This is a genomic window from Streptomyces sp. NPDC007929 (assembly GCF_042959065.1).
In the GTDB taxonomy this organism is placed as follows: domain Bacteria; phylum Actinomycetota; class Actinomycetes; order Streptomycetales; family Streptomycetaceae; genus Streptomyces.
The window spans coordinates 1-25285 of record NZ_JBIBKD010000022.1; the positions used below are offsets into that span (position 1 = coordinate 1).

At 72.3% G+C, this 25285-nt stretch carries 24 protein-coding genes; 11 read left to right on the plus strand and 13 right to left on the minus strand.

Going from position 1 to position 25285, the window contains the following annotated elements; translation table 11 throughout:
• Together ACFZDE_RS38315 and trpS are read left to right on the plus strand one after the other, a co-directional pair.
• Nucleotides 1–269 (plus strand): hypothetical protein (locus ACFZDE_RS38315; RefSeq protein WP_391214313.1); only part of this gene is annotated, 269 nt, incomplete at its 5' end.
• Between the two features lie 426 nt (nucleotides 270–695).
• The gene (gene trpS, locus ACFZDE_RS38320; RefSeq protein WP_391214322.1) at nucleotides 696–1736 is read left to right on the plus strand and encodes a tryptophan--tRNA ligase; all 1041 of its coding nucleotides are present in this window, start codon (nucleotides 696–698) and stop codon (nucleotides 1734–1736) included.
• Nucleotides 1737–1774: 38 nt separating this feature from the next.
• Here the strand turns inward: trpS and proC are convergent, their stop codons facing one another.
• The 5 genes from proC to ACFZDE_RS38345 all read right to left on the minus strand — a co-directional run bounded on the left by proC (nucleotide 1775) and on the right by ACFZDE_RS38345 (nucleotide 6132).
• On the minus strand, nucleotides 1775–2587 hold the full coding sequence (gene proC, locus ACFZDE_RS38325) for a pyrroline-5-carboxylate reductase (protein WP_391003827.1): 813 nt from the start codon (nucleotides 2585–2587) through the stop codon (nucleotides 1775–1777).
• Nucleotides 2588–2692: 105 nt separating this feature from the next.
• A complete protein-coding gene (locus ACFZDE_RS38330) occupies nucleotides 2693–3490 on the minus strand; it encodes an ABC transporter permease (protein WP_391214334.1) in 798 nt (265 codons plus the stop codon).
• Nucleotides 3487–4314 carry an ATP-binding cassette domain-containing protein gene (locus ACFZDE_RS38335; RefSeq protein WP_391214342.1) on the minus strand — a complete coding sequence of 276 codons (828 nt, stop codon included), beginning with the start codon at nucleotides 4312–4314 and terminating at the stop codon, nucleotides 3487–3489. The genes ACFZDE_RS38330 and ACFZDE_RS38335 overlap by 4 nt, the downstream gene beginning before the upstream one ends.
• A 100-nt stretch (nucleotides 4315–4414) precedes the next feature.
• Nucleotides 4415–5266, minus strand: coding sequence for a methyltransferase domain-containing protein (locus ACFZDE_RS38340; RefSeq protein ID WP_391214350.1), 852 nt, complete (start codon nucleotides 5264–5266; stop codon nucleotides 4415–4417).
• A gap of 272 nt (nucleotides 5267–5538) precedes the next feature.
• Complete coding sequence (locus tag ACFZDE_RS38345; protein ID WP_391214360.1) at nucleotides 5539–6132, minus strand: dihydrofolate reductase family protein; 594 nt, start codon at nucleotides 6130–6132, stop codon at nucleotides 5539–5541.
• Nucleotides 6133–6203: 71 nt separating this feature from the next.
• On the opposite strand from ACFZDE_RS38345, the gene ACFZDE_RS38350 reads away from it, so the two are divergent.
• Nucleotides 6204–6782 carry a TetR family transcriptional regulator gene (locus ACFZDE_RS38350; protein WP_391214366.1) on the plus strand — a complete coding sequence of 193 codons (579 nt, stop codon included), beginning with the start codon at nucleotides 6204–6206 and terminating at the stop codon, nucleotides 6780–6782.
• A gap of 22 nt (nucleotides 6783–6804) precedes the next feature.
• Here the strand turns inward: ACFZDE_RS38350 and ACFZDE_RS38355 are convergent, their stop codons facing one another.
• A complete protein-coding gene (locus ACFZDE_RS38355; protein ID WP_391214374.1) occupies nucleotides 6805–7305 on the minus strand; it encodes an EamA/RhaT family transporter in 501 nt (166 codons plus the stop codon).
• Between the two features lie 42 nt (nucleotides 7306–7347).
• Nucleotides 7348–7674 carry an SH3 domain-containing protein gene (locus ACFZDE_RS38360; protein WP_391214377.1) on the minus strand — a complete coding sequence of 109 codons (327 nt, stop codon included), beginning with the start codon at nucleotides 7672–7674 and terminating at the stop codon, nucleotides 7348–7350.
• 183 nt (nucleotides 7675–7857) lie between these two features.
• On the opposite strand from ACFZDE_RS38360, the gene ACFZDE_RS38365 reads away from it, so the two are divergent.
• Nucleotides 7858–9993 (plus strand): PQQ-binding-like beta-propeller repeat protein, encoded by a 2136-nt coding sequence (locus ACFZDE_RS38365; protein WP_391214382.1) that lies wholly within the window; start codon nucleotides 7858–7860, stop codon nucleotides 9991–9993.
• 380 nt (nucleotides 9994–10373) lie between these two features.
• On the opposite strand, the gene ilvD is transcribed toward ACFZDE_RS38365, so the two are convergent.
• From ilvD to ACFZDE_RS38385, 4 genes are all read right to left on the minus strand, one after another.
• Nucleotides 10374–12227, minus strand: a complete 1854-nt coding sequence (gene ilvD, locus ACFZDE_RS38370) for a dihydroxy-acid dehydratase (protein ID WP_391214388.1) — start codon at nucleotides 12225–12227, stop codon at nucleotides 10374–10376.
• Between the two features lie 162 nt (nucleotides 12228–12389).
• Entirely contained in the window at nucleotides 12390–13022 is a 633-nt protein-coding gene (locus tag ACFZDE_RS38375) for a TetR family transcriptional regulator (protein ID WP_391214395.1), read from the minus strand.
• Nucleotides 13019–13843: a TIM barrel protein gene (locus ACFZDE_RS38380; protein ID WP_391214402.1), complete on the minus strand. Its 825-nt coding sequence runs from the start codon at nucleotides 13841–13843 to the stop codon at nucleotides 13019–13021. The genes ACFZDE_RS38375 and ACFZDE_RS38380 overlap by 4 nt, the downstream gene beginning before the upstream one ends.
• 210 nt (nucleotides 13844–14053) lie before the next feature.
• Nucleotides 14054–14986, minus strand: a complete 933-nt coding sequence (locus ACFZDE_RS38385) for a Ppx/GppA family phosphatase (RefSeq protein ID WP_391214414.1) — start codon at nucleotides 14984–14986, stop codon at nucleotides 14054–14056.
• A gap of 83 nt (nucleotides 14987–15069) precedes the next feature.
• On the opposite strand from ACFZDE_RS38385, the gene ACFZDE_RS38390 reads away from it, so the two are divergent.
• The gene (locus ACFZDE_RS38390) at nucleotides 15070–15888 is read left to right on the plus strand and encodes a hypothetical protein (RefSeq protein WP_391214421.1); all 819 of its coding nucleotides are present in this window, start codon (nucleotides 15070–15072) and stop codon (nucleotides 15886–15888) included.
• Nucleotides 15889–15902: 14 nt separating this feature from the next.
• Here ACFZDE_RS38390 and ACFZDE_RS38395 read toward each other — a convergent pair whose 3' ends face one another.
• Complete coding sequence (locus ACFZDE_RS38395) at nucleotides 15903–17630, minus strand: hypothetical protein (RefSeq protein ID WP_391214426.1); 1728 nt, start codon at nucleotides 17628–17630, stop codon at nucleotides 15903–15905.
• A gap of 196 nt (nucleotides 17631–17826) precedes the next feature.
• On the opposite strand from ACFZDE_RS38395, the gene radA reads away from it, so the two are divergent.
• Both radA and disA read left to right on the plus strand, forming a co-directional pair.
• A complete protein-coding gene (radA, locus tag ACFZDE_RS38400; RefSeq protein WP_391003803.1) occupies nucleotides 17827–19236 on the plus strand; it encodes a DNA repair protein RadA in 1410 nt (469 codons plus the stop codon).
• An 80-nt stretch (nucleotides 19237–19316) separates the two neighbouring features.
• On the plus strand, nucleotides 19317–20441 hold the full coding sequence (gene disA, locus ACFZDE_RS38405; protein WP_031104906.1) for a DNA integrity scanning diadenylate cyclase DisA: 1125 nt from the start codon (nucleotides 19317–19319) through the stop codon (nucleotides 20439–20441).
• Between the two features lie 92 nt (nucleotides 20442–20533).
• On the opposite strand, the gene ACFZDE_RS38410 is transcribed toward disA, so the two are convergent.
• Nucleotides 20534–21391: a hypothetical protein gene (locus tag ACFZDE_RS38410; protein ID WP_391214445.1), complete on the minus strand. Its 858-nt coding sequence runs from the start codon at nucleotides 21389–21391 to the stop codon at nucleotides 20534–20536.
• A gap of 539 nt (nucleotides 21392–21930) precedes the next feature.
• Here ACFZDE_RS38410 and ACFZDE_RS38415 point away from each other — a divergent pair.
• The 4 genes from ACFZDE_RS38415 to cseB all read left to right on the plus strand — a co-directional run bounded on the left by ACFZDE_RS38415 (nucleotide 21931) and on the right by cseB (nucleotide 25281).
• Nucleotides 21931–22881, plus strand: a complete 951-nt coding sequence (locus tag ACFZDE_RS38415) for an A/G-specific adenine glycosylase (RefSeq protein ID WP_391214450.1) — start codon at nucleotides 21931–21933, stop codon at nucleotides 22879–22881.
• Nucleotides 22882–23177: 296 nt separating this feature from the next.
• The gene (locus tag ACFZDE_RS38420) at nucleotides 23178–23717 is read left to right on the plus strand and encodes a SigE family RNA polymerase sigma factor (RefSeq protein WP_030251439.1); all 540 of its coding nucleotides are present in this window, start codon (nucleotides 23178–23180) and stop codon (nucleotides 23715–23717) included.
• Nucleotides 23705–24361, plus strand: a complete 657-nt coding sequence (locus ACFZDE_RS38425; RefSeq protein ID WP_391003796.1) for a hypothetical protein — start codon at nucleotides 23705–23707, stop codon at nucleotides 24359–24361. The genes ACFZDE_RS38420 and ACFZDE_RS38425 overlap by 13 nt, the downstream gene beginning before the upstream one ends.
• 218 nt (nucleotides 24362–24579) lie before the next feature.
• Nucleotides 24580–25281, plus strand: a complete 702-nt coding sequence (gene cseB, locus ACFZDE_RS38430) for a two-component system response regulator CseB (RefSeq protein WP_391003793.1) — start codon at nucleotides 24580–24582, stop codon at nucleotides 25279–25281.
• Nucleotides 25282–25285 lie beyond the last annotated feature (4 nt).

Genomic DNA, 25285 nt, shown 5'->3' on the forward strand with positions numbered 1-25285 from the left:
ATCTGGCGTTGACTTTTGGCACGCTGTTGAGTTCTCAAGGAACGGTCGCTTCCTTTGTACTCACCCTCTCGGGCTTTCCTCCGGGCTTCCCTTCGATCTTGCGTTTCCGACTCTATCAGATCTTTCCGATCCGATTTCCTCGGTGCTTTCCAGGTTCCCGCTTTCGCGTTTTCCCTTTCCGGCGGTTCCGACTCTATCAGATCCTTTCGGGCCTGATCCCCGGTCAGCGGGGTTTGTCCTCGCGGCTGTTGGGCCGTTCCGACGAGTGAGACTTTAGCGGATTCCCCGGCTCCCGAGCCAATCGGGGGCCTCGTCCTTTCGAACGCGGATTCCTCATTCCGTTAATACACATGCCAATGAAACGACGACAGACATGCTGTGCGTCGAATAGTGGTGAGTACTTGCGGATTGGCTGCCCGGGGACCGACCGGAGTCGACGCTCACGTCGGGCAACTCGGAGAACACTACGGATGGGGGTAGGACGTGTCAACTCAGGGGCGGACGGCTGTGCGGCGGCGTAGCCTGGGCCTCATGACGACGCGTACGTGCACCCAGCTGTGGTGGGCCGCCTGACGGCGGCCGTCCTCACGTATGCACTCGACGGCCGCCGCTTCGGCGGCCGTTTTCGTTTCTCTCTCCCGGATCCACGGAGGGGCGGCCGCCCGGGGCGGCGGTCCCGACCGAGAGGTGGAGAGATGACAAGGGTCTTCAGCGGGGTCAAGCCGACGGGGCATCTGACGCTGGGGAACTACCTGGGGGCCATGCGGCGGTGGGCCGCGGTCGACCAGCACGAGGCCGACGCCCTGTTCTGCGTCGTCGATCTGCACGCCCTGACCGTGGACCACGATCCCGCGCGGGTGCGCAGGCTGAGCCGGCAGTCGGCGACGCTGCTGCTGGCGGCCGGGCTGGATCCGGAGCTCTGCACGGTGTTCGTGCAGAGCCATGTGGACGAGCACGCCCGGCTCTCCTACGTCCTGGAGTGTGTGGCCACCGACGGGGAGATGCGGCGGATGATCCAGTACAAGGAGAAGGCCGCGCGGGAGCGGCTGCGGGGCGGGAGCGTGCGGCTGTCGCTGCTGACGTATCCCGTGCTGATGGCGGCGGACATCCTGGCGTACGGGGCCGGTGAGGTGCCGGTCGGGGACGATCAGCGGCAGCATGTGGAGCTCGCGCGGGATCTCGCCGTGCGGTTCAACCAGCGGTACGGGCACACGTTCGTGGTGCCGAGGGCGACGCGGCCGGGGGTGGCGGCGCGGGTGATGAACTTGCAGGATCCGGCGTCGAAGATGGGCAAGAGTGATGACGTCGGGCCGGGGATCGTCTATCTGCTGGACGAGCCGGACGTGGTGCGCAAGAAGGTCATGCGGGCGGTGACCGACAGTGGGCGGGAGGTCGTGTACGACCGGGAGACCCGGCCGGGGCTCGCGAACCTGCTGGAGATCCTCGCGGCGTGCACGGGTGGCGAGCCCGAGGCGCTCAGTGGTGCGTACACGTCGTACGGCGATCTGAAGAAGGACACCGCGGAGGCCGTGGTCGAGGTGCTGCGGCCGTTGCGGGCCAGGCACCAGGAGTTGTGCGCCGATCCCGGTCATGTGGAGGGGGTGCTGCGGGCCGGGGCGGAGCGGGCCCGGGCGATGGCGCGGCCGACGGTGGATGCCGCGTACCGGGCGATCGGGCTGTTGCCTGCTGTGGCGGAGGCGGAGACGGCCGGCGCCGGGGCCGTGGTCACGGTGTGAGGTGAGGCGGGGGCGGGTGCCGGACCCGCCCCCGGTGGTCAGCTGTTGTTGCCGGAGGCCAGGGCGCGGCTGCGGTCGCGGGCGGCTTCGAGGGCGGCGATGAGGGCGGCCCGTACGCCGTGGTTCTCGAGTTCGCGGATGGCGTTGATCGTCGTGCCTGCGGGGGACGTGACGTTCTCACGGAGCCTGACCGGGTGTTCGCCGCTGTCGCGGAGCATCGTCGCGGCGCCGATGGCGGACTGGACGATGAGGTCGTGGGCCTTGTCGCGGGGCAGGCCGAGGAGGATGCCGGCGTCGGTCATGGCTTCGACCAGGTAGAAGAAGTAGGCCGGGCCGGAGCCGGAGAGCGCGGTGCAGGCGTCCTGCTGGGACTCGGGGACGCGGAGCGTCTTGCCGACGGCGCCGAAGATCTCCTCGGTGTGGGCGAGGTGGTCGGCGGTGGCGTGGGTGCCGGCGGAGATGACGGACATGGCCTCGTCCACGAGGGCGGGGGTGTTCGTCATGACGCGGACGACCGGGGTGTCGGGGGCGAGGCGCTCTTCGAAGTAGGCCGTGGGGATGCCGGCGGCGCCGCTGATGACCAGGCGGTCGGCGGGGACGTGCGGGGCGAGCTCGTCGAGGAGGGTGCCCATGTCCTGCGGCTTGACCGTGAGGATCAGGGTGTCGGCGGTCTTGGCGGCCTCGGGGTTGGTGACCGGGGTGACGCCGTAGCGGCCGCGGAGTTCCTCGGCTCGTTCCGGGCGGCGGGCGGTGACCAGGAGGTCGGTCGGGTTCCAGCCGGCGCGGATCATTCCGCTGAGCAGGGCTTCGCCGATCTTGCCGGTGCCGAGGACTGCGACTTTCTGGGTCATGGCGCGGGGTGCCTCCGAAGGGTGCGTCGTCCGGGGTCCATCCTCCCACCGGGGAGCGGGCGACGGCTCGGGTGTCCGCTGGGCGGGATGCCGCGCCGGGCCGGCTCACGCCGTGCGGCGCCTGAGGGTCGCCGCGCCCAGGATCAGGACCAGGAGTGCGCAGCCCGCGACGATCAGGGCGTCCCGGACGAACGTGGCGGTCATGTCGCTGTGGCGGAGGACCTCGTTCATGCCGTCGACGGCATAGGACATGGGGAGGACGTCGGAGAGGGCCTCCAGGGCCGGGTGCATGGTGTCGCGCGGGGTGAACAGGCCGCACAGGAGCAGCTGGGGGAAGATCACCGCCGGCATGAACTGGACCGCCTGGAACTCCGAGGCCGCGAAGGCCGAGACGAAGAGGCCGAGGGCCGTGCCGAGGAGGGCGTCGAGGAGGGCCACCAGGAGCAGGAGCCAGGGGCTGCCGGTGACGTCGAGGTCGAGGAACCAGACCGCGAGGCCCGTGGCCAGGGCGGACTGGATGATCGCCAGGGTGCCGAAGGCGAGGGCGTAGCCGGCGATGAGGTCGCCCTTGCCGAGCGGCATGGCGAGGAGGCGTTCGAGGGTGCCGGAGGTGCGTTCGCGCAGGGTGGCGATGGACGTCACCAGGAACATCGTGATCAGAGGGAAGATCCCGAGGAGGGACGCGCCGATGCTGTCGAAGGTGCGGGGGCTGCCGTCGAAGACGTAGCGCAGCAGGAACAGCATCACGCAGGGGATGAGGATCAGCAGCGCGATGGTGCGGGGATCGTGGGTGAGCTGGCGCAGGACCCGGGCGGCGGTGGCGGTGGTGCGGGAGACGCTCAGGGCCCTGGGTGGGCCGGCCGGCCGGGGCCGGGTGGTCGTCGTGGTCGCGGTGGTGGTCATCGGGTCGTCTCCTTCGTGCGGGCTGCTGCTTTCGCCTCGTCGACCAGGTGGAGGAAGGCGTGCTCGACCGTGTCGGCGCCGGTGCGGGCGCGCAGGGCGTCGGGGTTGTCGTCGGCCAGGAGTTCGCCGTCACGCATGAGGAGCAGGCGGTGGCAGCGCTCGGCCTCGTCCATGACGTGGGAGGAGACGAGGAGGGTGGCGCCGCGGCCGGTCGCGAGGTCGTGGAAGAGGTTCCACAGGTCGCGGCGCAGGACCGGGTCGAGACCGACGGTCGGTTCGTCGAGGACCAGGAGTTCCGGGGCGCCGAGGAGGGCGACGGCGAGGGAGACGCGGCCCCGCTGGCCGCCGGAGAGGTTCCCGGCGAGGGCGTCGGCGTGGGTGGTGAGGTCGACGTCGGCGATCGCGCGGGTGACGTCGGCGGCACGGCGGTCGGCCGCGGCGCGGCCGGGGTCGAGGATCGCGGCGAAGTAGTCGAGGTTCTGGCGGACGGTCAGGTCGTCGTAGACGGACGGGGCCTGGGTGACGTAGCCGAGGCGGGTGCGCAGGGTGGGGTGGCCTGCGGGCCGGCCGAGGACGTCGAGGGTGCCGGTGACCTTGGCCTGGGTGCCGACGAGGGCGCGCATCAGGGTGGACTTGCCGCAGCCGGAGGGGCCGAGGAGGCCGGTGATCTGGCCTCGGGGGACGGTGAAGCCGAGGTTGCGCAGGACCGTGCGGGGGCCGCGTACGACGGTGAGGTTCTCGGCGTGGACGGCCGGGGTGTCGGGGCCCGTCGGCCGGGTGGGTGCCGGGTCGGGGCGTGGCGAGCCGGGAGCATTATTCATCATGCGATGAATAATGCTCCCGGGGGTCGTACGCGTCAACCGGCCGGCGCGGCGGGCTTCGGGTGGGTGCGGATGTGGGTGCGGGGGTGGCTGCGGGTGTGGGTCAGGCCGGGGTCCGGGCGAGGAGCAGGACGACCTCGTAGACCTCCTCGACGACGCCGTCCGGGAAGGCCCGGAGCAGGTGCTCGCGTTCCTCGGCCAGGAACGTGGCGGTGTGTTCGGCGCCGGTCACGAGGAAGACCGAGTGGCTGGCGAGGTTGGCCAGGTGGGTGTCGACCGGGACGCGGCGGCTCCAGCGGACCGTGCGGCGGGTGAAGTCGAGGAGGCCGGTGGGGTCGGCGGCGCGGGCGCTGACGTTGCGCTTCTCGGCGGAGACGTCGATGTCAAAGTGCCGGGCGATGCGGACGGCGGCCTCGGCGATCCAGGGGACGTCGAGGGCGTCGGTGTTCCACCACAGGGCGAGAGCGCCGCCGGGGCGCAGGACGCGCAGGGCCTCGGGGACGGCGCGGGCGGGGTCGGTCCAGTGCCAGGCCTGGGCGTAGGTGACGAGGTCGGCGGAGGCGTCGGCGAGGGGGAGGGCGTCGCCCGTGCCGCGGATGACCGGGATGCCGGGCAGGGTGCGGCGGAACTGGGCGGCCATGCCGTCGCCGGGTTCCACGGCGACGACGTCCGCGCCCCGGGCGTGCAGGAGGGCGGTGGCGATGCCGGTGCCGGCGCCTACGTCCGCGACGCGGGCGCCGGTGAGGGGGCGGCCGGTCAGGTCCTCGATCGTGTCGAAGAGGGCCGGGGGGTAGGAGGGACGGTTGGCGGCGTACTGGGCGGCCGCGGCGTTGAAGGAGTGGGCTCGGGCGCTTCGGGTGGACTCGGGGGTGGGGTGCTCGGCAGGGGGTTCGGGGGTGGGGTCGGGGGTCGGGTCGGCTCCGGTGGGGTGGTGGGCGGAGGGCGATGTGGTCATAGGGCCATGGTGGCCGGGGGCGGGGTGGGGTGCGGTGAGATTTCGGTGAGATCGGCCGGGGGGCGGGCTGATCCCGTGAGGCGAGGCTCTGTTGCGCGAGCGGGTGCCGAAGTGGGGTGGGCGGTCGGGCCGTTCGGGAGTCGAGAGGTCGGGAAATGCCCTAGGTGTGCTGTCCCGGGACGTTGGTGACACGCGTGCTGGGTGCTTGAACGGGTGAGGGCCTTCTGGGTTCGGTGTGGATTGCGACATTTACGCCCGACCGCAGGACGCCCCTAGCGGCGGGTGAGGCGGGTGAGGGTGACGTCGTTGGGGAAGGCGGTGCGCTCGGCGACGTCGAAGACGGTGGGGTCGAAGGCGCCGTCGAAGGCCGGGACTCCGGCGCCGGCGACCACCGGGTAGTGCTTGACGACCAGTTCGTCGATCTCGGGCAGGAGGGCACCGGCGAGCTTGCCGCCGCCGCAGAGCCATACGTTCAGGCCGGTGCCCTCCTCCTTCTTCAGCGTGCGGACCAGACCGAGCGGGTCGCCGGGGACGACGGTGACGGCCGGGTCGGCGTCGGGCCGGAGCGTGCTGGACACCACGTACTGGCGCAGGTGCGCGTAGGGGCTGGTGACCCCCTGTTCGAAGGGGGCGCGGTAGGTGCCGAGGCCCATGACGACGGTGTCGAAGTACCGGTTGGGGGTGTCGGCGAGGCCGGCGGCGGCGCGGTAGGCCGTCGGGACCGTCTCGGGGTACAGCGTGTTGACCCAGGCGCTGTAGGCGGCGCTCTGCCGTTCGTCGCCGGCGGGGAAGAAGTCGTACTCGCCGTCGGGGCCGGCGATGCGGCCGTCGAGCGTGACGGCGATGTAGTACACGAGCTTTCGCATCTCTGATAACTCCATACGTAGTACTCTCCTTGAAGTGGTTTGAAAGTAGTACTACAACTGGAGTGGTGTCAATGGTGCGACGGAACGACCAGCGGCGTGCGGCGCTCGTCGACGCGGCGATCGAGGTACTGGCCAGGGAGGGTGCACGGGGTCTGACGTTCCGGGCGGTGGACGCCGAGGCCGCCGTGCCGGCGGGGACCGCGTCCAACTACTTCGCCAACCGGGACGACCTCTTCACCCAGGCCGGCGCCCGCGTCTACGAGCGGCTCCAGCCCGACGACGCGACGATCGCCCGCCAGCGGGCGGCCGGCCGGGACCGGGAGACCTACGTGGTGCTGATGCGGGAGCTCGTCGGCCGCGTCGCCGGGTTCCGCACCGGGTACCTCGCCCTGCTCGAACTGCGCCTCGAGGCCACGCGCCGTCCCGAGCTGCGCAAGGTCCTCACCGAGCGGGTCCGCGCGGATGTCGACGCCAACGTCGCGTACCACGAGGCCTCCGGGCTCCCCGGCGACGCCATGGCCGTCAAGCTGCTCATGCTGACGCTGAACTGGCTGATCGTCGAGCAGCTCACCCTGCCGGACGTCTTCACCGAGGCGGAGCGCGAGCAGCTGGTGACGGCGGCGGTCGAGCGCATCGTGGCGGAGCGGTAGGCGGCAGGCCCGCTGGCGGCGGCTACGCCCGGCGGCGGTTCCTCGGGTTGCCCGAGCGGCGGGACGTGCGCTTCTCGTACTGCCCGCGGGCCTCCTCGTACTCCTCGCGGTGGAGCCGCTCGCCGGGGGCCTCGGTGAGGGAGCGGAGGAAGTAGGCGAGGAGGGAGCCGACGAAGCCGACGGTCAGCAGGCCGCGCAGGGACGCCTGACGGTCCGGGTCGGGGCGGCGGGAGAAACCGTCCCAGGTGGTGCGGAAGGCCATCGCGCTGCACACCGCGAACATCACGACCATGAGGAGCGTGACGAAACCGCCGATCGCGGCGATCTGGAGGCCCTGGTAGGCGAGGCGCAGGACGAGGCAGGAGGCGGCGGCCGCCACGAGGGAGCCGACGGCGACGGCGGTGCGGCGGGCCGCGTAGCCGTTGTCGTGGTCGACCCAGGTGGTGCCGAAGAAGCGGATCGGCTCGGGGCGTGGGCCGGTGGAGCCCGCGGGGGTTTCCTGGGTGCCGGTGTCGTCGCTCACGCGTCGATTATGGCCCCGGGGCGACCGCGGGCTCCGGGCGGCTCAGCCGCAGCGCGGGCGGACGTAGCCGTCGCTGCCGGTGTGCACATAGGCGTCCGAGACGTACTCGCCGTCGTCGATGTTGTCCCAGATGTTCGTGGTGCCGTACGGGCCCGTCACCATCGTGCCGGGGCGCTGGCAGAAGATCGTGACCCTGGCTCCCACGGGCAGGACGCGGACGAGGGCGTAGCCGGTGCCGGGGCCGCTGCGGACGTTCAGACGGACGCCCGGGGCGACGGCGTACGAGCGCAGGGCCGACGCCGCCATGGTGACGGCCTCGCCCTCGCCTCTGCCGTTGAGTTCCTCTTCCTGGGCATGCTCGATCGACATGCGTTTCTCCCCCCGTTGAACCCCATGGCTGTCATGGGGTGTCGTTGATTCCCCCGAGTCACACCATGAAACACGTGTGCGCGACTCGTGCGTGGAGGCTAGCAAGCCGCCTCTGTCCCGTACGAGTCTTCGACTAGGCTCCGTGCGTCGCGCGCGGCGGACGAACAGCACGGGGGTGGTCCCATGGCGCCACAGCGGAACACCGGAACGGGCGCGGAAGCGGAACTTCCTGAATACGCCGGTCACTACCGTCTGGAGTCCCGCCTGGGCTCGGGCGGCATGGGTGTCGTGCATATGGCCCGCAGTGCCTCGGGGATGAAGCTCGCGGTGAAGGTCGTGCACGCCCAGTTCGCCAAGGATCCCGACTTCAGGGGGCGTTTCCGGCAGGAGGTGGCGGCGGCGCGCAAGGTGAGCGGCGCCTTCACGGCACCCGTCGTCGATGCCGACCCGGACAGTGAACGACCGTGGATGGCGACGTTGTTCATCCCGGGCCCGACCCTGTCCGACCACGTGAAGCGGAACGGCCCCATGGATCCGGCCCAGTTGCGGCGCCTGATGGCGGGGCTGGCCGAGGCGCTGCGTGACATCCACCGTGCCGGGGTCGTCCACCGGGATCTGAAACCGAGCAACGTCCTGCTCGCCGACGACGGGCCGAAGGTCATCGACTTCGGCATCTCCCGGCCGCTCGACAGTGAACTGCGCACCGAGACCGGGCGGTTGATCGGTACGCCGCCCTTCATGGCGCCCGAGCAGTTCCGGCGCCCGCGCGAGGTGGGTCCGGCCGCTGACATCTTCGCGCTCGGGTCGGTGCTGGTGCACGCGGCCACGGGACGGGGGCCGTTCGACTCCGACAGCCCGTACATCGTCGCCTACCAGGTGGTGCACGACGAGCCCGACCTGACCGGGGTGCCGGACGAGGTCGCGCCGCTGGTGCTGCGGTGTCTGGCGAAGGAGCCGGAGGAGCGGCCGACGCCGGACGAGTTGATGCGGGAGCTGCGATCCGTCGCGGCTTCGTACGACACGCAGACGTTCATACCGGCGCAGCGGGGGGCTTCTCTCGCGGAGGAGGCCGGTGATGTGCAGGCCGGTGATGTGCAGGCCGGTCATGTGCAGGCCGGGGCTGTGGTGGAAGCCGGTCGGGGCGGGGGGCTGCGGGTCGGCAGGCGGGCGCTGCTCGGAGCCGGGGCGTTCGGGCTGGCCGTCGTCGGTGCTCTGGCCTCGCTGCCGTTGCTCGACGGTGACGGCGGCTCGGCACAGCCCGCCTCCCCGAGGACCCGGTCCGCCGCGTTCAGCGGGTGGCAGACGGCACCGGCCGCCGGGGACAGCGCACCCCTGTGCTCCCACGGGGCGGGACGGCTGCTCTGCGCCACGCCCGGACTGGTCTTCGCCCTGGATCCGTCCGACGGGCACGTGGTGTGGCGGCACCCCGTCGCCAAGGGAGCCCGGAAGGACCCGCCGGTGCTGGCGGGCGGCCTCGTACAGCCCTCGCCGGGCCAGGGGCGTCATCTGGAGGCGCTCGCCCCGGCCTCGGGCAAGGTGCGCTGGCAGCGGGACACCCCCGACGCCGGTAGTGCGGTGTACGCCGGGGGCATGATCCTGGTCCAGCGTGCCGACGGGAAGGTCACCGGCGTGGACGGCGCTTCGGGTGACCCGCGGTGGAGCAGCCGGATCCCCGGTCATGAGCGGCCGTCCGTGGTCACGTTCGCCGGTGACCCGTCGGCGTGCGCCTTCAGCGCGTCGGGGAACGGGAAGAGCACCCGGCTCACGGTGGTGGATCCGCAGTCGGGTGACGTGCGGTCGGACGTCCGGCTCGACGGGACGCTGGAGCCCTTCGGCGCGTCGGGCGGCTCGGTGTTCCTCCTGTCCGTCGACGCGGTGTACGGCGATGCGCGGGGCGTGGTCCGCTACACCCCGAAGACGGGTGAGACCCGCCGGGTGCGCCTCACCGTCCCCCTCCAGCAGGCCCATGGCGCCGTGCGCGGGAACATGGCCTACCTCATGGGGACCGGCGGGTCGATGGTGGCCGTCGATCTTCAGGCCCGTGAGCAGCTGTGGAGTCTGGAGACGGGCGTCATGCGGGGGTCCACGCCGGTCGCCGGTGACCGGTACGTGTACGTGAGCGCGTCGGACGGGCGGCTGCTCGCCGTCGACGCGCGACGCGGGAAGCTCACGGGCGAGACGTCCACCCGGCTGGGCGACCGGTCGGACCGCATCCCGGCGTCGCTGCCCGAGCCGGTGGTGGCGGGCGACCGGGTCTACGGCAGCGCCCCGGACGGAACGGTCTTCGCCTTGAACGGGCGGGATCCGGGGGCGTGGTAGCGGGGCACCGGCTGCGGCGGCTTGGAAGCCCGGAGGACGTCGCGCCGACGGCTCGGTAGCCCCGGGGCATCGACACCGGCGGCCCGGTAGCCCCGGGGGCATCGACACCCGCGGCCTCAGCCAGAAGGACATCGGCGGCTCGTAGCCAAAAGGGCATCTGCGGCTCGTGGCCAGAAGGGCATCTGCGGCTCGCGGCCCGGAGCCCAGCGAGCATCGACACCCCCGGCCTCGTAGCCAAAAGGACATCGGCGGCTCGTGGCCAGCAGGCATCGGGCATCGGGACCAGCGGCTCGCGGCCCGCAGGCACCGGCCTCCTACCCCACGCACACGCCGAGGGCCGCCCCCGTACGCAGGAGACGGCCCTCGGCGGCGGAGAAGTGTCAGCCCAGTTTCGACACGTCGCGCACCGCGCCCTTGTCCGCGCTCGTGGCCATCGCCGCGTAGGCCCGCAGCGCCGCAGAGACCTTGCGGTCGCGGTTCTTCGGGGCGTACACGCCGTTCAGCGCCTGGTCGCGGCGGGCCAGCTCGGCGTCGTCCACCAGCAGTTCGATGGAACGGCCCGGGATGTCGATGCGGACCCGGTCGCCGTCCTCGACCAGGGCGATGGTGCCGCCCGCGGCGGCCTCGGGCGAGGCGTGGCCGATGGACAGGCCGGAGGTGCCACCGGAGAAGCGGCCGTCCGTGACCAGCGCGCAGGTCTTGCCCAGGCCGCGGCCCTTGAGGTACGAGGTCGGGTAGAGCATCTCCTGCATGCCGGGACCGCCCTTGGGGCCCTCGTAGCGGATGACGACCACGTCGCCGTCCTTGACCTGCTGGGTGAGGATCTTCTGGACGGCCTCCTCCTGCGACTCGCAGACGACCGCCGGGCCCTCGAAGGTCCAGATGGACTCGTCGACGCCGGCCGTCTTCACCACGCAGCCGTCGACCGCCAGGTTGCCCTTGAGGACCGCGAGGCCGCCGTCCTTGGAGTAGGCGTGCTCGGCGGAGCGGATGCAGCCGCCCTCGGCGTCCTCGTCCAGGACCGCCCAGCGCTCGGACTGGGAGAAGGCCACGGCGGAGCGGACGCAGCCGGGGGCCGCGTGCCACAGCTCGACCGCCTCGGCGGACGGGGAGCCGCCGCGCACGTCCCAGGTCTTGAGCCAGTCGGCGAGGGAGGGGCTGTGGACCGAGTGCACGTCCTCGTTGAGCAGGCCCGCTCGGTGCAGTTCGCCGAGGAGGGCGGGGATGCCGCCGGCGCGGTGCACGTCCTCCATGTAGTACGTACGGTCCTTGGCGACGTTCGGGGCGACCTTGGCCAGGCACGGCACGCGGCGCGAGACGGCGTTGATCTCGTCCAGGCCGAAGGGGACGCCGGCCTCCTGGGCGGCGGCCAGCAGGTGCAGGATCGTGTTGGTGGAGCCGCCCATGGCGATGTCGAGGGCCATGGCGTTCTCGAACGCCGCGACGGACGCCACGCTGCGCGGCAGGACCGTCTCGTCGTCCTGCTCGTAGTAGCGGCGGGTGATGTCCATGACCGTGTTGGCCGCGTTCACGTACAGCTGCTTGCGGGCCGTGTGGGTGGCCAGGACCGAGCCGTTGCCCGGGAGGGACAGGCCGATGGCCTCGGTCAGGCAGTTCATAGAGTTGGCGGTGAACATGCCGGAACAGGAGCCGCAGGTCGGGCAGGCGTTCTCCTCGATACGGAGGATGTCCTCGTCCGAGATCTTGTCGTTCACGGCGTCGGAGATCGCGTCGACCAGGTCGAGCGTGCGGACCGTGCCGTCGACCAGGGTGGCGCGGCCGGACTCCATCGGGCCGCCGGAGACGAACACCGTGGGGATGTTCAGCCGCAGGGCGGCGTTCAGCATGCCCGGGGTGATCTTGTCGCAGTTGGAGATGCAGATCAGGGCGTCGGCGCAGTGCGCCTCGACCATGTACTCCACGCTGTCCGCGATCAGGTCGCGCGAGGGCAGGGAGTAGAGCATGCCGCCGTGGCCCATGGCGATGCCGTCGTCGACGGCGATCGTGTTGAACTCGCGCGGGATGCCCCCGGCGGCGACGACCGCCTCGCTGACGATCCGGCCGACCGGCGCCAGGTGCGTGTGACCGGGGACGAACTCGGTGAAGCTGTTGGCGACCGCGATGATCGGCTTGCGGCCGATGTCCCCGCCCGGTACACCGGAGGCGCGCATCAGGGCGCGGGCGCCCGCCATGTTGCGGCCGTGGGTGACTGTGCGGGACCTCAGCTCGGGCATCGTCGCTCGCTCCTTCAAAGACGGCGTCAGAGGATTCGGAGATTTCTGACTGCTACCGAGCGTACGCCGGTCATCCAGTGGGCGGGACGGTGTGTCCGGAATGCGGGACGAGTGTCTCGGCCGCGGCACCTGACGGGGTGGTCGGACGCGCCCCCGCACGCCTCACGGATCGGTCAGATGCCCCTGTACGACGGGCGCCAGCCGTGCGATGACCTGCTCCGGGTCCGCCGAGGCCAGCGGCTCGATCTTGACGACGTAGCGCAGGATCGCGGCGCCCACGAGCTGGGCGGCGGCGAGCTCGGCCCGCAGCTCGGCGTCCGGCAGCTCCAGCCGTACGGCGATGCGGCGCAGCACCTGCGTGGCGATGATCCGCCGGAAGACGGCCGCCGCGGTCTCGTTGGTGAGGGCGGAGCGGACGACGGCGAGCAGCGGCGCGCGGGTCGCCGGGTTCTCCCAGACGCCGAAGAAGAAGCGGGCCAGCCGCTCCCCCACCCCGTCCAGCGGGCCCTCCTCGATGGCCTTGGGGGCGTGCAGAGTGGGTCCGAAGGACAGGGTGATCGCCGCCTCGAAGACCTGCTCCTTGGTGCCGAAGTAGTGGTGCACGAGGGCCGGGTCGACGCCGGCGGACTTGGCGATGCCGCGTACGGAGGTCTTCTCGTAGCCGCGCTCGGAGAACTCGTCGCGGGCGGCGGTCAGGATGCGGTCGCGGGTGTCCGCCGACTCCGTGCGCGGGGGGCGGCCGCGGCGGCGGGCGGCGGTGCCGGACCCGTTGCCCGCCGGGGGCCCGTCGGTCATGACCGCGGCACCTTCACCGCCGAGGCCAGGTGCAGGCGGGTGAAGGCCAGGGCCTCCGCCAGATCGGCCTCGCGCTCGGCGCTGGACATCGCGCGGCGGGTGTTGACCTCGATGACGACGTGCCCGTCGAAGCCGGTCAGGGCGAGCCGCTCCAGCACCTCGGCGCAGGGCTGGGTGCCGCGGCCGGGCACCAGGTGCTCGTCCTTGGCGGAGCCCCGGCCGTCGGCGAGGTGGACGTGGCCGAGCCGGTCCCCCATGCGGTCGACCATGTACAGGGCGTCGGAGCGGGCCGTCGCGGTGTGGCTGAGGTCGATCGTGAAGTGCCGGTAGTCGTCCTTCGTCACGTCCCAGTCGGGCGCGTACGCGAGCATCTCGCGGTCGCGGTAGCGCCACGGGTACATGTTTTCGACGGCGAACCGTACGTCCGTCTCGTCGGCCATGCGCCAGATGCCGGTGACGAAGTCCCGGGCGTACTGGCGCTGCCAGCGGAAGGGCGGGTGGACGACGACCGTGCTCGCGTCGAGCTTCTCCGCCGCCGCCCGGGCCCGCTGGAGCTTGGTCCACGGGTCGGTGGACCAGACGCGCTGCGTGATGAGCAGACAGGGGGCGTGCACGGCCAGGATCGGGATGCGGTGGTAGTCGCTGAGTCTGCGCAGGGCCTCGATGTCCTGGCTGACCGGGTCGGTCCAGACCATGACCTCGACTCCGTCGTAACCGAGGCGCGCGGCGATCTCGAAGGCCGTGGCCGTCGACTCCGGGTAGACCGAGGCCGTCGACAGGGCGACCTTCGCGTCCGGGATCTTCACGGCTGGCTCTGCCATGCAGGACAGATTACGGGGTGTGGTCGGGGTGGTGTGGGGGGCCTCTTGGCCGTTGTGGTGTTTGCCATAGCGTTCGCCCACCGGCGCCCGTCCCAGGGCCCGTCGTTCGGATCAGCCCGCAGACGCGGGCCGGTGAGCCCCGCAGACGCGGGGCTCACCGGCATCGGGAAGCACCGCCGGTTCCCCGCGACCTGGTCCGAACAACAGGCCCTACTCGGTGTCCATGTGATCAAGTCGACGCAGGATCACGCCTTCGCGCAGCGCCCAGGGGCATATCTCGACGCGTTCCACTCCGAAGAGGTCCATCGCCGCTTCGGCGACCAGGGCGCCCGCCAGGAGCTGTCCGGCCCTGCCCTCCGAGACGCCCGGCAGCTCCGCGCGCTCCTGCTCGGTCATGGCGGCCAGGCGCGGGACCCAGCTCTCCAGGGACGCCCGCTTGAGCTCGCGCTGGACGTAGAGGCCCTCGGCGGAGCGGGCGGCGCCGGCGATGCGGGCCAGTTGCTTGAAGGTCTTCGACGTGGCGACGACGTGGTCGGGGGTGCCGAGGCGGCTGAACTCGCCGACCGTGCGGGCGATCTCGGTCCGCACGTGCCGGCGCAGGGCGCGGACGTCGTCAGCGGCGGGCGGGTCGCCGGGGAGCCAGCCGGCGGTGAGGCGGCCTGCGCCCAGCGGCAGCGAGGCGGCAGCGTCGGGCTCCTCGTCGATGCCGTAGGCGACCTCAAGGGAGCCGCCGCCGATGTCCAGGACCAGCAGCTTCCCGGACGACCAGCCGAACCAGCGGCGGGCGGCGAGGAAGGTGAGCCGGGCCTCCTCGGAGCCGGTGAGGACCTGGAGCTCGACGCCGGTCTCGGCGCGTACGCGCTCCAGGACGTCGTCGGCGTTGCGGGCCTCCCGCACGGCGGAGGTCGCGAACGGCAGGACCTCTTCGACGCCCTTGTCCTCGGCGGCCTGGAGCGCCTCCTGGATGACCGAGATCAGCCGGTCGACGCCGTGCGGACCGATCGCGCCGTCGTCGTCGAGGAGCTGGGCGAGGCGCAGTTCCGCCTTGTGCGAGTGCGCGGGCAGGGGGCACGCGCCGGGGTGCGCGTCCACCACCAGCAGATGCACCGTGTTCGATCCCACGTCGAGGACACCGAGTCTCATGTACGGAACGCTACTGCCCGCCGGGGCGTCCGCTGTCCTCGGCGTGGGTACGAGGCCCGTAGCGGGGCCCGTACCCTGGAGTCGTGCCAAAGACGAAAAAGGCGAAGCGCGACAAATCACCGGGCGTCGTGGAGGCCGACGAGAAGGGCCTCGACTTCGCTCGCGCATGGGTGGAGTTTCCTGATCCGGCGGACGACGAGCAGGTCTTCCGCTGCGATCTGACATGGCTGACCTCTCGCTGGAACTGCATCTTCGGCAGCGGCTGCCAGGGCATCCAGGCGGGCCGCGCGGACGACGGGTGCTGCACGTTGGGTGCCCACTTCTCCGACGAGGACGACGAGAAGCGCGTCGCCGGGTATGTGGCCAGGCTCACGCCGGACATCTGGCAGCACCATGCCGAGGGCACGCGGGGCGGCTGGGTCTCCGAGGACGAGGACGGTGAACGGCAGACGCGTCCCTTCCAGGGCTCGTGCATCTTCCAGAACCGGCCGGGCTTCGCGGGCGGTATGGGCTGCTCGCTGCACATCCTGGCCCTGAAGGAGGGCCGCGAGCCGCTGGAGACCAAGCCGGACGTGTGCTGGCAGCTGCCGGTGCGGCGGACGTACGAGTGGATCGACCGGCCCGACGACACCCGCGTCCTCCAGGTGTCGATCGGCGAGTACGACCGGCGCGGCTGGGGTCCGGGCGGCCACGACCTGCACTGGTGGTGCACGTCGGCGACCTCGGCGCACGGCGCGGGCGATCCTGTGTACGTCTCCTACCGGCCCGAGCTGATCGAGCTGATGGGCAAGGCCGGCTACGACCGGCTGGTGGAGCTGTGCGAGGAGCGGCTGGCCTCGCAGCTGCCGCTGCTGGCACCGCATCCGGCGGATCCCGCGCATCCGGCGAGCCCCGGGCTCTGAGGGCGCGGACCCGGTTACGACGTGACCGGGCTCGGGTCGCCGCTGTCCGACGGCGGTGGCGTCGAGCCCGTGGGCTCGGTCGGGGCCGGGTCGGTCGGCGTGGGCGTGGGCGTGGGGTCCGGGTCGGTCGTCGGGGGCGGGGTGGTCGGGGTGGGGTCGGGGTCCGGGGCGGAGGTCGTGGGCGTCGGGTCGGGATGGGTCGGCGACGGGTCGGCCGGGCCGCTGGGGCGGGGGTCCGGGCCGGGGCCGGAGGGGCTGGGCGCGGTGCCGTAGCCCTCGATGTGGACGACGGCACCCACGGGCACGATCGCCACCTGCGCGTGCCAGGGGCCGGCGGGCTCCCGCAGGTGGTCGACGTACACCTTGATCGTCAACGACTCGCCGGGCCGGAGCGTTCCCGAGGACTGGCTGAGGTAGAGCCACGGGGCTCCCGTGGAGGCGGACCAGCGCACCGGGGCCGGGCCGCTGGCGGTCAGCGTGACCAGGGTGGTGTCGCCGCTGTTGTCGGCCGTGACCTCCAGGGCGCTCGCGCGTCCCGCGCCGGCGACGCCGATGACCTCGACGGAGACGTCGGCCTTGCCGTCCTTGTCGAAGCGGGGGCCGGGGCGGGTGCTCGCGTTTCCGGTGTTCTCGTAGCCGCCGCCCGCCATTTCGCCGTCCAGGCCGAACGGGTCGTCCGCCTCGCGCGCGGAGGCCGAACGGCCGTCCTGGCCCTCGCCGATCGGGGTGCCCCGGTAGGCGGCCCACAGGGCGAGGACGGGGGCGGCCACGACGGTGGCGACGACGGTCGTGGTGACGGCACGCGCGCGCAGGCGATCCCTGCGGGCGGCGTGGTCCTTGGGGTCCATCGGGAAGCCGCGCCGGTCGAAGCGGGGAGCGGCGCTCCGCGCGCGCGGGTGGTGGGCCATGGCGATGTGCAGGGCGGCGCGGGGGGCGGGCAGGACGGGCAGTTCGGCGGGGGTGACGCTGGTGCCGGGCCAGCGGCCGGGGATGGCGCGCTCGGCGGTGCGGCGGCAGCGCGGGCAGTCGTCGACGTGCCGGACGAGTTCGCGGCGCAGGGCCGTGCCGAGCACGAGCCGGTCGTCGCCGACGAGGTGCGCCACGCTCGGACACGCCCCGGTCTCGACCACGGCGAGGGCCGCACGCGTGCGTTCCACCTCGCAGGCGGCGGAGGCGAGCAGGTCGCGGGCGGCGGCCGGGTCCATGCCGAGGACGGCGGCGACCTCGCGGGCGGCGAGGTGGTGGCGCACGGCCAGTTCGAGCGCCTCGCGCTGCTCGGGTGTGGTGCCGGCGGCCTCCGGCCAGGCCAGCAGGGCCAGTTCGCGACGGCGCCGCTCCTGGACCTCCTCGGAGGCGGCCGGACGGTCGGCGCGCTGCCGGTCGGTACGGCCCGCGGCATGGCTGCTCTGACGTTTCTGCTTGGCCTCGGCCAGCTTGCGCAGGCACGCCCAGCGGGCCAGCGCGTACAGCCAGGCCCTGCGGTCGGCGGGGGCCGCGGGGACGTGCCGACCGCGGCGCTCGGCGAGGGCGAGGACGTCGCCGAGGGCGGCGGTCGCGGCCTCGTGGTCGCACAGCACGGACAGGCAGTAGGTGAACAGGCCGTCCAGGTAGGGCTCGTAGCGCGCGGGCGGCTGCTGCGCCAGCGTGCGCGCCGCCCCGCGGTCGCGCGCCTCCCGGTGCGCCCGGTGGGCGCCGGCCGTGCGGACCGAGCGGGTCGAGATCTCCGGAGTACTGCTCATCATTCGGCGACCGTAGGGGCCCGGGAGTGGCACCTTCAGGCGGCTTGAGCACATTTAATCCGTACGGGTGAAACGATCCCTCAATCGGGGACATGAACCGGTGGCTCCACCGCTGGCGCGGGGTGGCGAACCCCTGGCGCGCAGGTGGCCGCCACCGGCCGGTCCCGCGATGTCAGTGCCGGCGGCTACGGTTTCGTCCATGGCTGCCCGTACGAAGACCACCAAGGACCGCCCGTCCTACCGCTGCACGGAATGCGGCTGGCAGACGGCGAAGTGGCTCGGCCGCTGCCCCGAGTGCCAGGCCTGGGGGACGGTCGAGGAGTACGGCGCGCCCGCGGTGCGCACGACGGCCCCCGGCCGGGTCACCACCTCCGCCCTGCCCATCGGCCAGGTGGACGGCCGCCAGGCCACCGCCCGCCCCACCGGCGTGCCCGAGCTGGACCGTGTGCTCGGCGGTGGGCTGGTCCCGGGCGCCGTGGTGCTGGTCGCGGGCGAACCGGGCGTCGGCAAGTCCACGCTCCTGCTGGACGTGGCGGCCAAGTCCGCGAGCGACGAGCACCGCACGCTGTACGTCACGGGCGAGGAGTCGGCGAGCCAGGTCCGGCTGCGCGCCGACCGCATCGGCGCCATCGACGACCATCTGTACCTGGCGGCCGAGACGGATCTGGCCGCGGTGCTGGGCCACTTGGACGCGGTGAAGCCGTCGCTGCTGATCATGGACTCGGTGCAGACGGTGGCCTCCCCGGAGATCGACGGCGCGCCCGGCGGCATGGCCCAGGTGCGGGAGGTCGCCGGAGCCCTCATCCGCGCCTCCAAGGAACGCGGCATGTCCACGCTGCTGGTGGGCCATGTCACCAAGGACGGCGCGATCGCGGGCCCGCGTCTGCTGGAGCACCTGGTGGACGTCGTCCTGAGCTTCGAGGGCGACCGGCACGCCCGCCTGCGCCTGGTGCGCGGCGTCAAGAACCGCTACGGCACCACCGACGAGGTCGGCTGCTTCGAGCTGCACGACGAGGGGATCACCGGTCTCGCCGACCCGAGCGGCCTCTTCCTGACCCGCCGGGCCGAGCCGGTCCCGGGCACCTGCCTGACCGTCACTCTGGAGGGCCGCCGCCCGCTGGTCGCCGAGGTTCAGGCGCTCACGGTCGACTCGCAGATCCCCTCCCCGCGCCGCACCACCTCGGGTCTGGAGACCTCCCGCGTCTCGATGATGCTCGCGGTGCTGGAACAGCGGGGGCGGATCAGCGCCTTGGGCAAAAGGGACATCTACTCCGCGACGGTGGGCGGGGTGAAGCTCACCGAGCCGGCCGCGGACCTGGCCGTCGCCCTCGCCCTGGCGAGCGCCGCGAGTGACACACCTCTCCCCAAGAACCTCGTCGCGATCGGCGAAGTGGGCCTCGCGGGCGAGGTGAGACGGGTCACGGGCGTGCAGCGCAGACTGGCCGAGGCCCACCGCCTGGGCTTCACGCACGCGCTGGTCCCGGGCGATCCGGGCAAGGTTCCGGCGGGCATGAAGGTCCTGGAAGTCGCGGACGTGGGGGACGCCCTGAGGGTCCTTCCCCGCTCCCGTCGCAGAGACGCCCCACGGGACGAGGAGGGTCGCCGGTAGACTTTGCCCTGGTCTCGCCCGTCCGTGCGAACCGAGCGCGCGACACGGGGGCGCCCAGAACCTGCGACCGGAGGAGTGCAGTGGCAGCCAACGACCGGGCATCTGCTCCCGGAAAATCCGGCGGGAGCGCCGGTACCGATGGCCTGATGCGCGCCTCGCTGAGCGCCGTGGCACCCGGCACCGCCCTGCGTGACGGCCTGGAGCGCGTGCTCCGCGGCAACACCGGCGGACTCATCGTGCTCGGCTCCGACAAGACGGTCGAGGCGCTGTGCAGCGGCGGTTTCGTGCTGGACGTCGAGTTCACCGCGACGCGTCTGCGTGAGCTGTGCAAGCTGGACGGCGGCATCGTGCTGTCCTCCGACCTGTCGAAGATCCTGCGCGCGGGCGTGCAGCTGGTCCCGGACCCGACGATCCCGACGGAGGAGACGGGCACCCGGCACCGCACGGCGGACCGTGTCAGCAAGCAGGTCGGCTTCCCGGTGGTCTCCGTCTCCCAGTCGATGCGGCTGATCGCCCTGTACGTCGACGGGCAGCGCCGCGTCCTGGAGGACTCGGCGGCGATCCTGTCCCGCGCCAACCAGGCCCTCGCCACCCTGGAGCGCTACAAGCTCCGCCTCGACGAGGTCGCGGGCACGCTGTCGGCGCTGGAGATCGAGGACCTGGTGACCGTCCGGGACGTCTCGGCGGTCGCCCAGCGCCTGGAGATGGTGCGCCGCATCGCCACGGAGATCGCCGAGTACGTGGTGGAGCTCGGCACCGACGGCCGGCTGCTGGCCCTCCAGCTCGACGAGCTGATCGCGGGCGTGGAACCCGAGCGCGAGCTGGTCGTGCGGGACTACGTCCCCGAGCCCACGGCCAAGCGCTCCCGCACGGTCGACCAGGCCCTGGCCGAACTCGACGCCCTCACCCACGCCGAGCTGCTCGAACTGTCCACGGTGGCCCGGGCGTTGGGCTACACCGGCGCGCCCGAGACGCTGGACTCGGCGGTCTCCCCGCGCGGCTACCGTCTCCTCGCCAAGGTGCCCCGGCTCCCCGGCGCGATCATCGACCGTCTCGTCGAGCACTTCGGCGGACTGCAGAAGCTGCTCGCCGCGAGCGTCGACGACCTCCAGACGGTGGACGGCGTGGGCGAGGCCCGGGCCCGCAGCGTCCGCGAGGGGCTGTCGCGGCTGGCGGAGTCCTCGATCCTGGAGCGGTACGTCTGAGGCGTACGGGACGCGGTTGAACAACAGAGGGCGGTACCCGGGAAGGGGTACCGCCCTCGGACGTTTCCGCCGGCCTAGCTGTACGACAGGCCCTAGTCGGCCGAGAGCACGAACGACGCCTGGACCTTCGTGAAGCCCGGCGCCTTGGCTTCCACGAGGTAGGTGCCCGACTTGGCCGAGCCCGCGGGGGGCGTGGCGCACTCGGGGGCGCTCGGCTTGCGGTCCCACTTCAGGGTGTAGGTGATGCCGCTGCCGGCGGCGACCCGGTACAGCTGACGCGCGGCCGTCTTGGGGCAGTCCTCGGACGACCAGTAGTCGTCGTCGCTGCTCGCCGGGGCGATCGTGAACACCGCGTTCTTCGGCCCGAGATCGATCTTGCAGTCGCTGCCGGAGACGTTCCGCGCGGTGAGCAGGAACGTGGGCGTCTGCTCGGGGTCGTAGGTGTTGTGGCGGCTGCGCAGGCTGAACTTCACGGCGCTCGCGGTGCAGTTGGGCAGGGTGGAGCCGGCCGGCAGGGTGTCGCCGGCGCCCACACCGCCCGCGGCGGAACCGCTCCCCGAGCCACCGGTGCCGCCCGCTCCCTCGGAACCGCCCGAGCCGCCGGACCCGGACCCGTCGCCGGAGCCTTCGCCGGAGCCGCCGCCGGAGCCCGAGCCGGAGCTGTCCCCGGAGCCGTCACCCGAGCCGCCGGAGCCCTCGTCCCCCGACTCGTCGCGCCCGCCCGGCGCTTGACTGATGGCGGGGCCCGAACTCGACGGGCCGGGTGTGATGGAGGGCGCGGGATTCTTGCCGTTGGCGCCGTTGTCGCGATCCTTGCCGCCCCCGCCGCCCATCGTCACGATCCACAGGGTCAGCAGCGCCAACACGGCGACCACAGACACCAGTACGACCCTCCGACGCCAGTAGATGGAGGAGGGGAGCGGCCCGACCGGATTGCGCAGAGATCCCACGGCTCAAACCTTACGAGAGATCGGCGTGTTCACCGGTCCCACCCGCCGCTCGGAGTGACAACTTTTCCGGATCATCATCTCGGAATCCCGGCTCGTACCCTGGTCTTTCGTCGGGTACGGGACGGGGTGATCGCAGGGCGTGACGACATCGGCCCGTCCCTTACCGTCCGTGATGACGGGCAGGACACCCCGATGTGAGTACGGCGCGGGGCCGGGGCCCGCGGGTGCCGTGCCGGTGCGGCGCTCTTCGTCTTCGCGCGAGACGCCCGCGCGCCACCGAGCCGCGCCGCGCGGCGCACGGCCGGTCGGGAACGCCCGCGCGCCCTCTCCGGAACGCCCGCGTGCCGCTCGGCAGTTCAGCGGGAGGTATCGGTGAACCCCCCTCGCTGGAGCGGTCGTCGGGGATGACGGAGGAGGCCGAGGCGGCGCCTGCCGACCGCGTGCGGCTCGAACAGGGATCTGCGGATCTTCGGGTTACCGCCCCGGCGGGGTGGTGGCGTGCCCGATTCGGCACCTCTGCGTGGCACCATCGAAGGGCCATGACTGCTCCCACGAAACCCCCGCACCCCACCGCCGCCTCCGCCGCCTCCGCCGACGGCCCCTCCGGGCCGCCCCTCGGAGAGAACCTGCACTCCCCCGTCATCGACTGGTTCGGCGAACACGCCCGTGACCTGCCGTGGCGGCGCCCCGAGGCCGGGGCGTGGGGAGTGATGGTCAGTGAGTTCATGCTCCAGCAGACGCCGGTGAGCCGCGTCCTGCCCGTCTACGAGCAGTGGCTGGAGCGCTGGCCGCGCCCCGCCGACCTGGCCAAGGAGGCGCCCGGCGAGGCCGTGCGCGCCTGGGGGCGGCTCGGCTACCCGCGCCGCGCGCTGCGGCTGCACGGCGCCGCCGTCGCCATAACGGAACGGCACGGCGGTGACGTACCGGCCGACCACGCCCAGCTGCTCGCGCTGCCCGGCATCGGCGAGTACACGGCCGCCGCCGTCGCCTCCTTCGCCTATGGGCAGCGGCACCCGGTGCTGGACACCAACGTGCGGCGGGTCTTCGCCCGCGCGGTCACCGGCGTGCAGTACCCGCCCAACGCCACCACCGCCGCCGAGCGCAAGCTGGCCCGCGCGCTGCTGCCCGAGGACGAGCCGACCGCCGCCCGCTGGGCCGCCGCCTCCATGGAGCTGGGCGCGCTGGTGTGCACGGCGAAGAGCGAGTCGTGCCACCGCTGCCCGATCGCCGCGCAGTGCGCGTGGCGGCTGGCGGGCAAGCCGGAGCACGACGGACCGCCGCGCCGCGGTCAGACGTACGCGGGCACCGACCGGCAGGTGCGCGGGCGGCTGCTCGCGGTGCTGCGGGAGGCTCACGGTGCCGTGCCGCAGGCGGCGCTGGACCGGGTGTGGCACGAGCCGGTGCAGCGGGCCCGCGCCCTGGACGGTCTGGTCGCCGACGGTCTGGTGGAGCCGCTGGAGGGCGGCTCGTACCGGCTGCCGCTGACCTGACCGACGGACCTGACGTACAGGCACATCACAGCCGCGACCGCCGTTCGTCACAGCACCCGAGGTGGACAAATCACCCCGAACCGCCCTCAACACCCCCACCGCTCTACCCCGTTACGGCTTCCGTTACACAACCGACGGACAGCCGAGCGCTGGCCGCAGGCTGCTTCGGACAGCGCCGTGACAACGCCTCCGTACCTTCAGACGCGTTCCCGGAAGACACGGGACGACTGAGGACCACAGGCAGTGCACGGGCGGCGGGGAGCCGGCCCGGACGGGGAAACGGGAGGCGGTTCACCATGGCGCAGGGCGAGGTGCTCGAGTTCGAGGAGTATGTCCGCACCCGGCAGGACGCGCTGCTGCGCAGTGCCCGCCGCCTGGTCCCCGACCCGACGGATGCGCAGGACCTGCTGCAGACGGCACTGGTGCGGACGTACGGCCGGTGGGAGACCATCGAGGACAAGCGGCTGGCCGACGCCTATCTGCGCCGGGTGATGATCAACACCCGTACGGAGTGGTGGCGGGCGCGGAAGCTGGAGGAGGTCCCGACCGAGCAGCTCCCGGACGCCTCGGTCGACGACGCCACCGAGCAGCACGCGGACCGCGCCCTGCTGATGGACATCCTGAAGGTGCTCGCCCCGAAGCAGCGCAGTGTCGTGGTGCTGCGACACTGGGAGCAGATGTCCACGGAGGAGACGGCCGCCGCCCTCGGCATGTCGGCCGGAACGGTCAAGAGCACGCTGCACCGGGCGCTCGCCCGGCTCCGCGAGGAGCTGGAGTCCCGCGATCTGGACGCACGCGCGCTGGAGCGTGAGGAGCGGGAGCGGTGCGCGGCCTGACCGGCGAGGGTTCTGTACGGACCCGGGGCAGTATCCAGGCGGTGAGCGCGGCACTGGCCGTGCCCACCGCCCTCGCCCTTTTGGTGTCCGGGTGCGGTGCGGGCGGCACCGGCGCGCGTGACGAGGGACCGGCGCACGCCGACTCGGTGGCGGGCGCCGCGGCCGCCACGCCCTCCGTGTCGCCGTCGAAGACCCCCGACTCCGTGAACGCGGTCGAGCTCATCAAGGACGACCCGAAGGTCGCGCCCGAGGTGAAGCGCGATCTGAAGCCGTGCGTCGCCGACGAGTACCCGGTCGACGTCTCCTACGGCAACCTGACGAAGGGCTCGGCGGACGACGTCGTCGTCAACGTGCTGACCTGCGGTGACGCGGTGGGCGTCGGCAGTTACGTGTACCGCGAGCAGAACGGCTCGTACGAGAACGTCTTCACTGCGGAGGAGCCGCCGGTCTACGCGGAGATCGACCGCGGGGACCTGGTGGTGACCAAGCAGGTGTACGACAAGGGCGACCCGGTGTCGAGTCCTTCCGGGGAGAACGTGATCACGTACAGATGGACCTCCGGTCACTTCGCCGAGAAGTACCGCACGCACAACGACTACGGGAAGGTCGCCGGGGACAGCGCGACACCGGTGCCCGCGAGCTGACGCCGGTACCCGCGAGACGCGGCTGACACGCGCGGGGCCGCGTGGCACGCGGGCACGGCAGCGTGACGGACGCGGGCACGGCAGTGTGACGGACGCGGGCAGGAACGCGTGAACCGATCGGGCCGTTCGCAACGATGTCCCGGTGAACGTATCGCCGGGATCGTGCGTCCCAGCAGGAGAACGCACCCCATGGACCACAGAGGACTGAGAGCACCGGGATGGCAGACCAGACCCACGTCCTGTTCGTCGAGGACGACGACGTCATCCGCGAGGCCACGCAGCTCGCCCTGGAACGGGACGGCTTCGTGGTCACCGCCATGCCCGACGGGCTGTCGGGTCTGGAGGCGTTCCGCGCGGACCGCCCCGACATCGCACTGCTGGACGTCATGCTGCCCGGGCTCGACGGCGTGAGTCTGTGCCGTCGCATCCGCGACGAGTCGACCGTGCCGGTGATCATGCTGTCGGCGCGGGCCGACTCCATCGACGTCGTGCTGGGCCTGGAGGCGGGCGCCGACGACTATGTGACCAAGCCGTTCGACGGTGCCGTGCTGGTCGCCCGGATCCGCGCGGTGCTGCGCCGCTTCGGGCACGCCGGCGGCGGCCGGGGCGAGGAGCCCGGGGCCCCGGCCGACGGTGGTGTGCTGGCCTTCGGGGACCTGGAGGTCGACACCGAGGGCATGGAGGTCCGGCGCGCCGGGCAGCCGGTGGCGCTGACGCCGACCGAGATGCGGCTGCTGCTGGAGTTCTCCTCGGCCCCGGGCACGGTGCTCTCCCGCGACAAGCTGCTGGAACGGGTGTGGGACTACGGCTGGGGCGGGGACACCCGCGTCGTCGACGTGCATGTGCAGCGGCTGCGGCAGAAGATCGGCCAGGACCGGATCGAGACGGTCCGCGGGTTCGGCTACAAGTTGAAGGCCTGAGCAG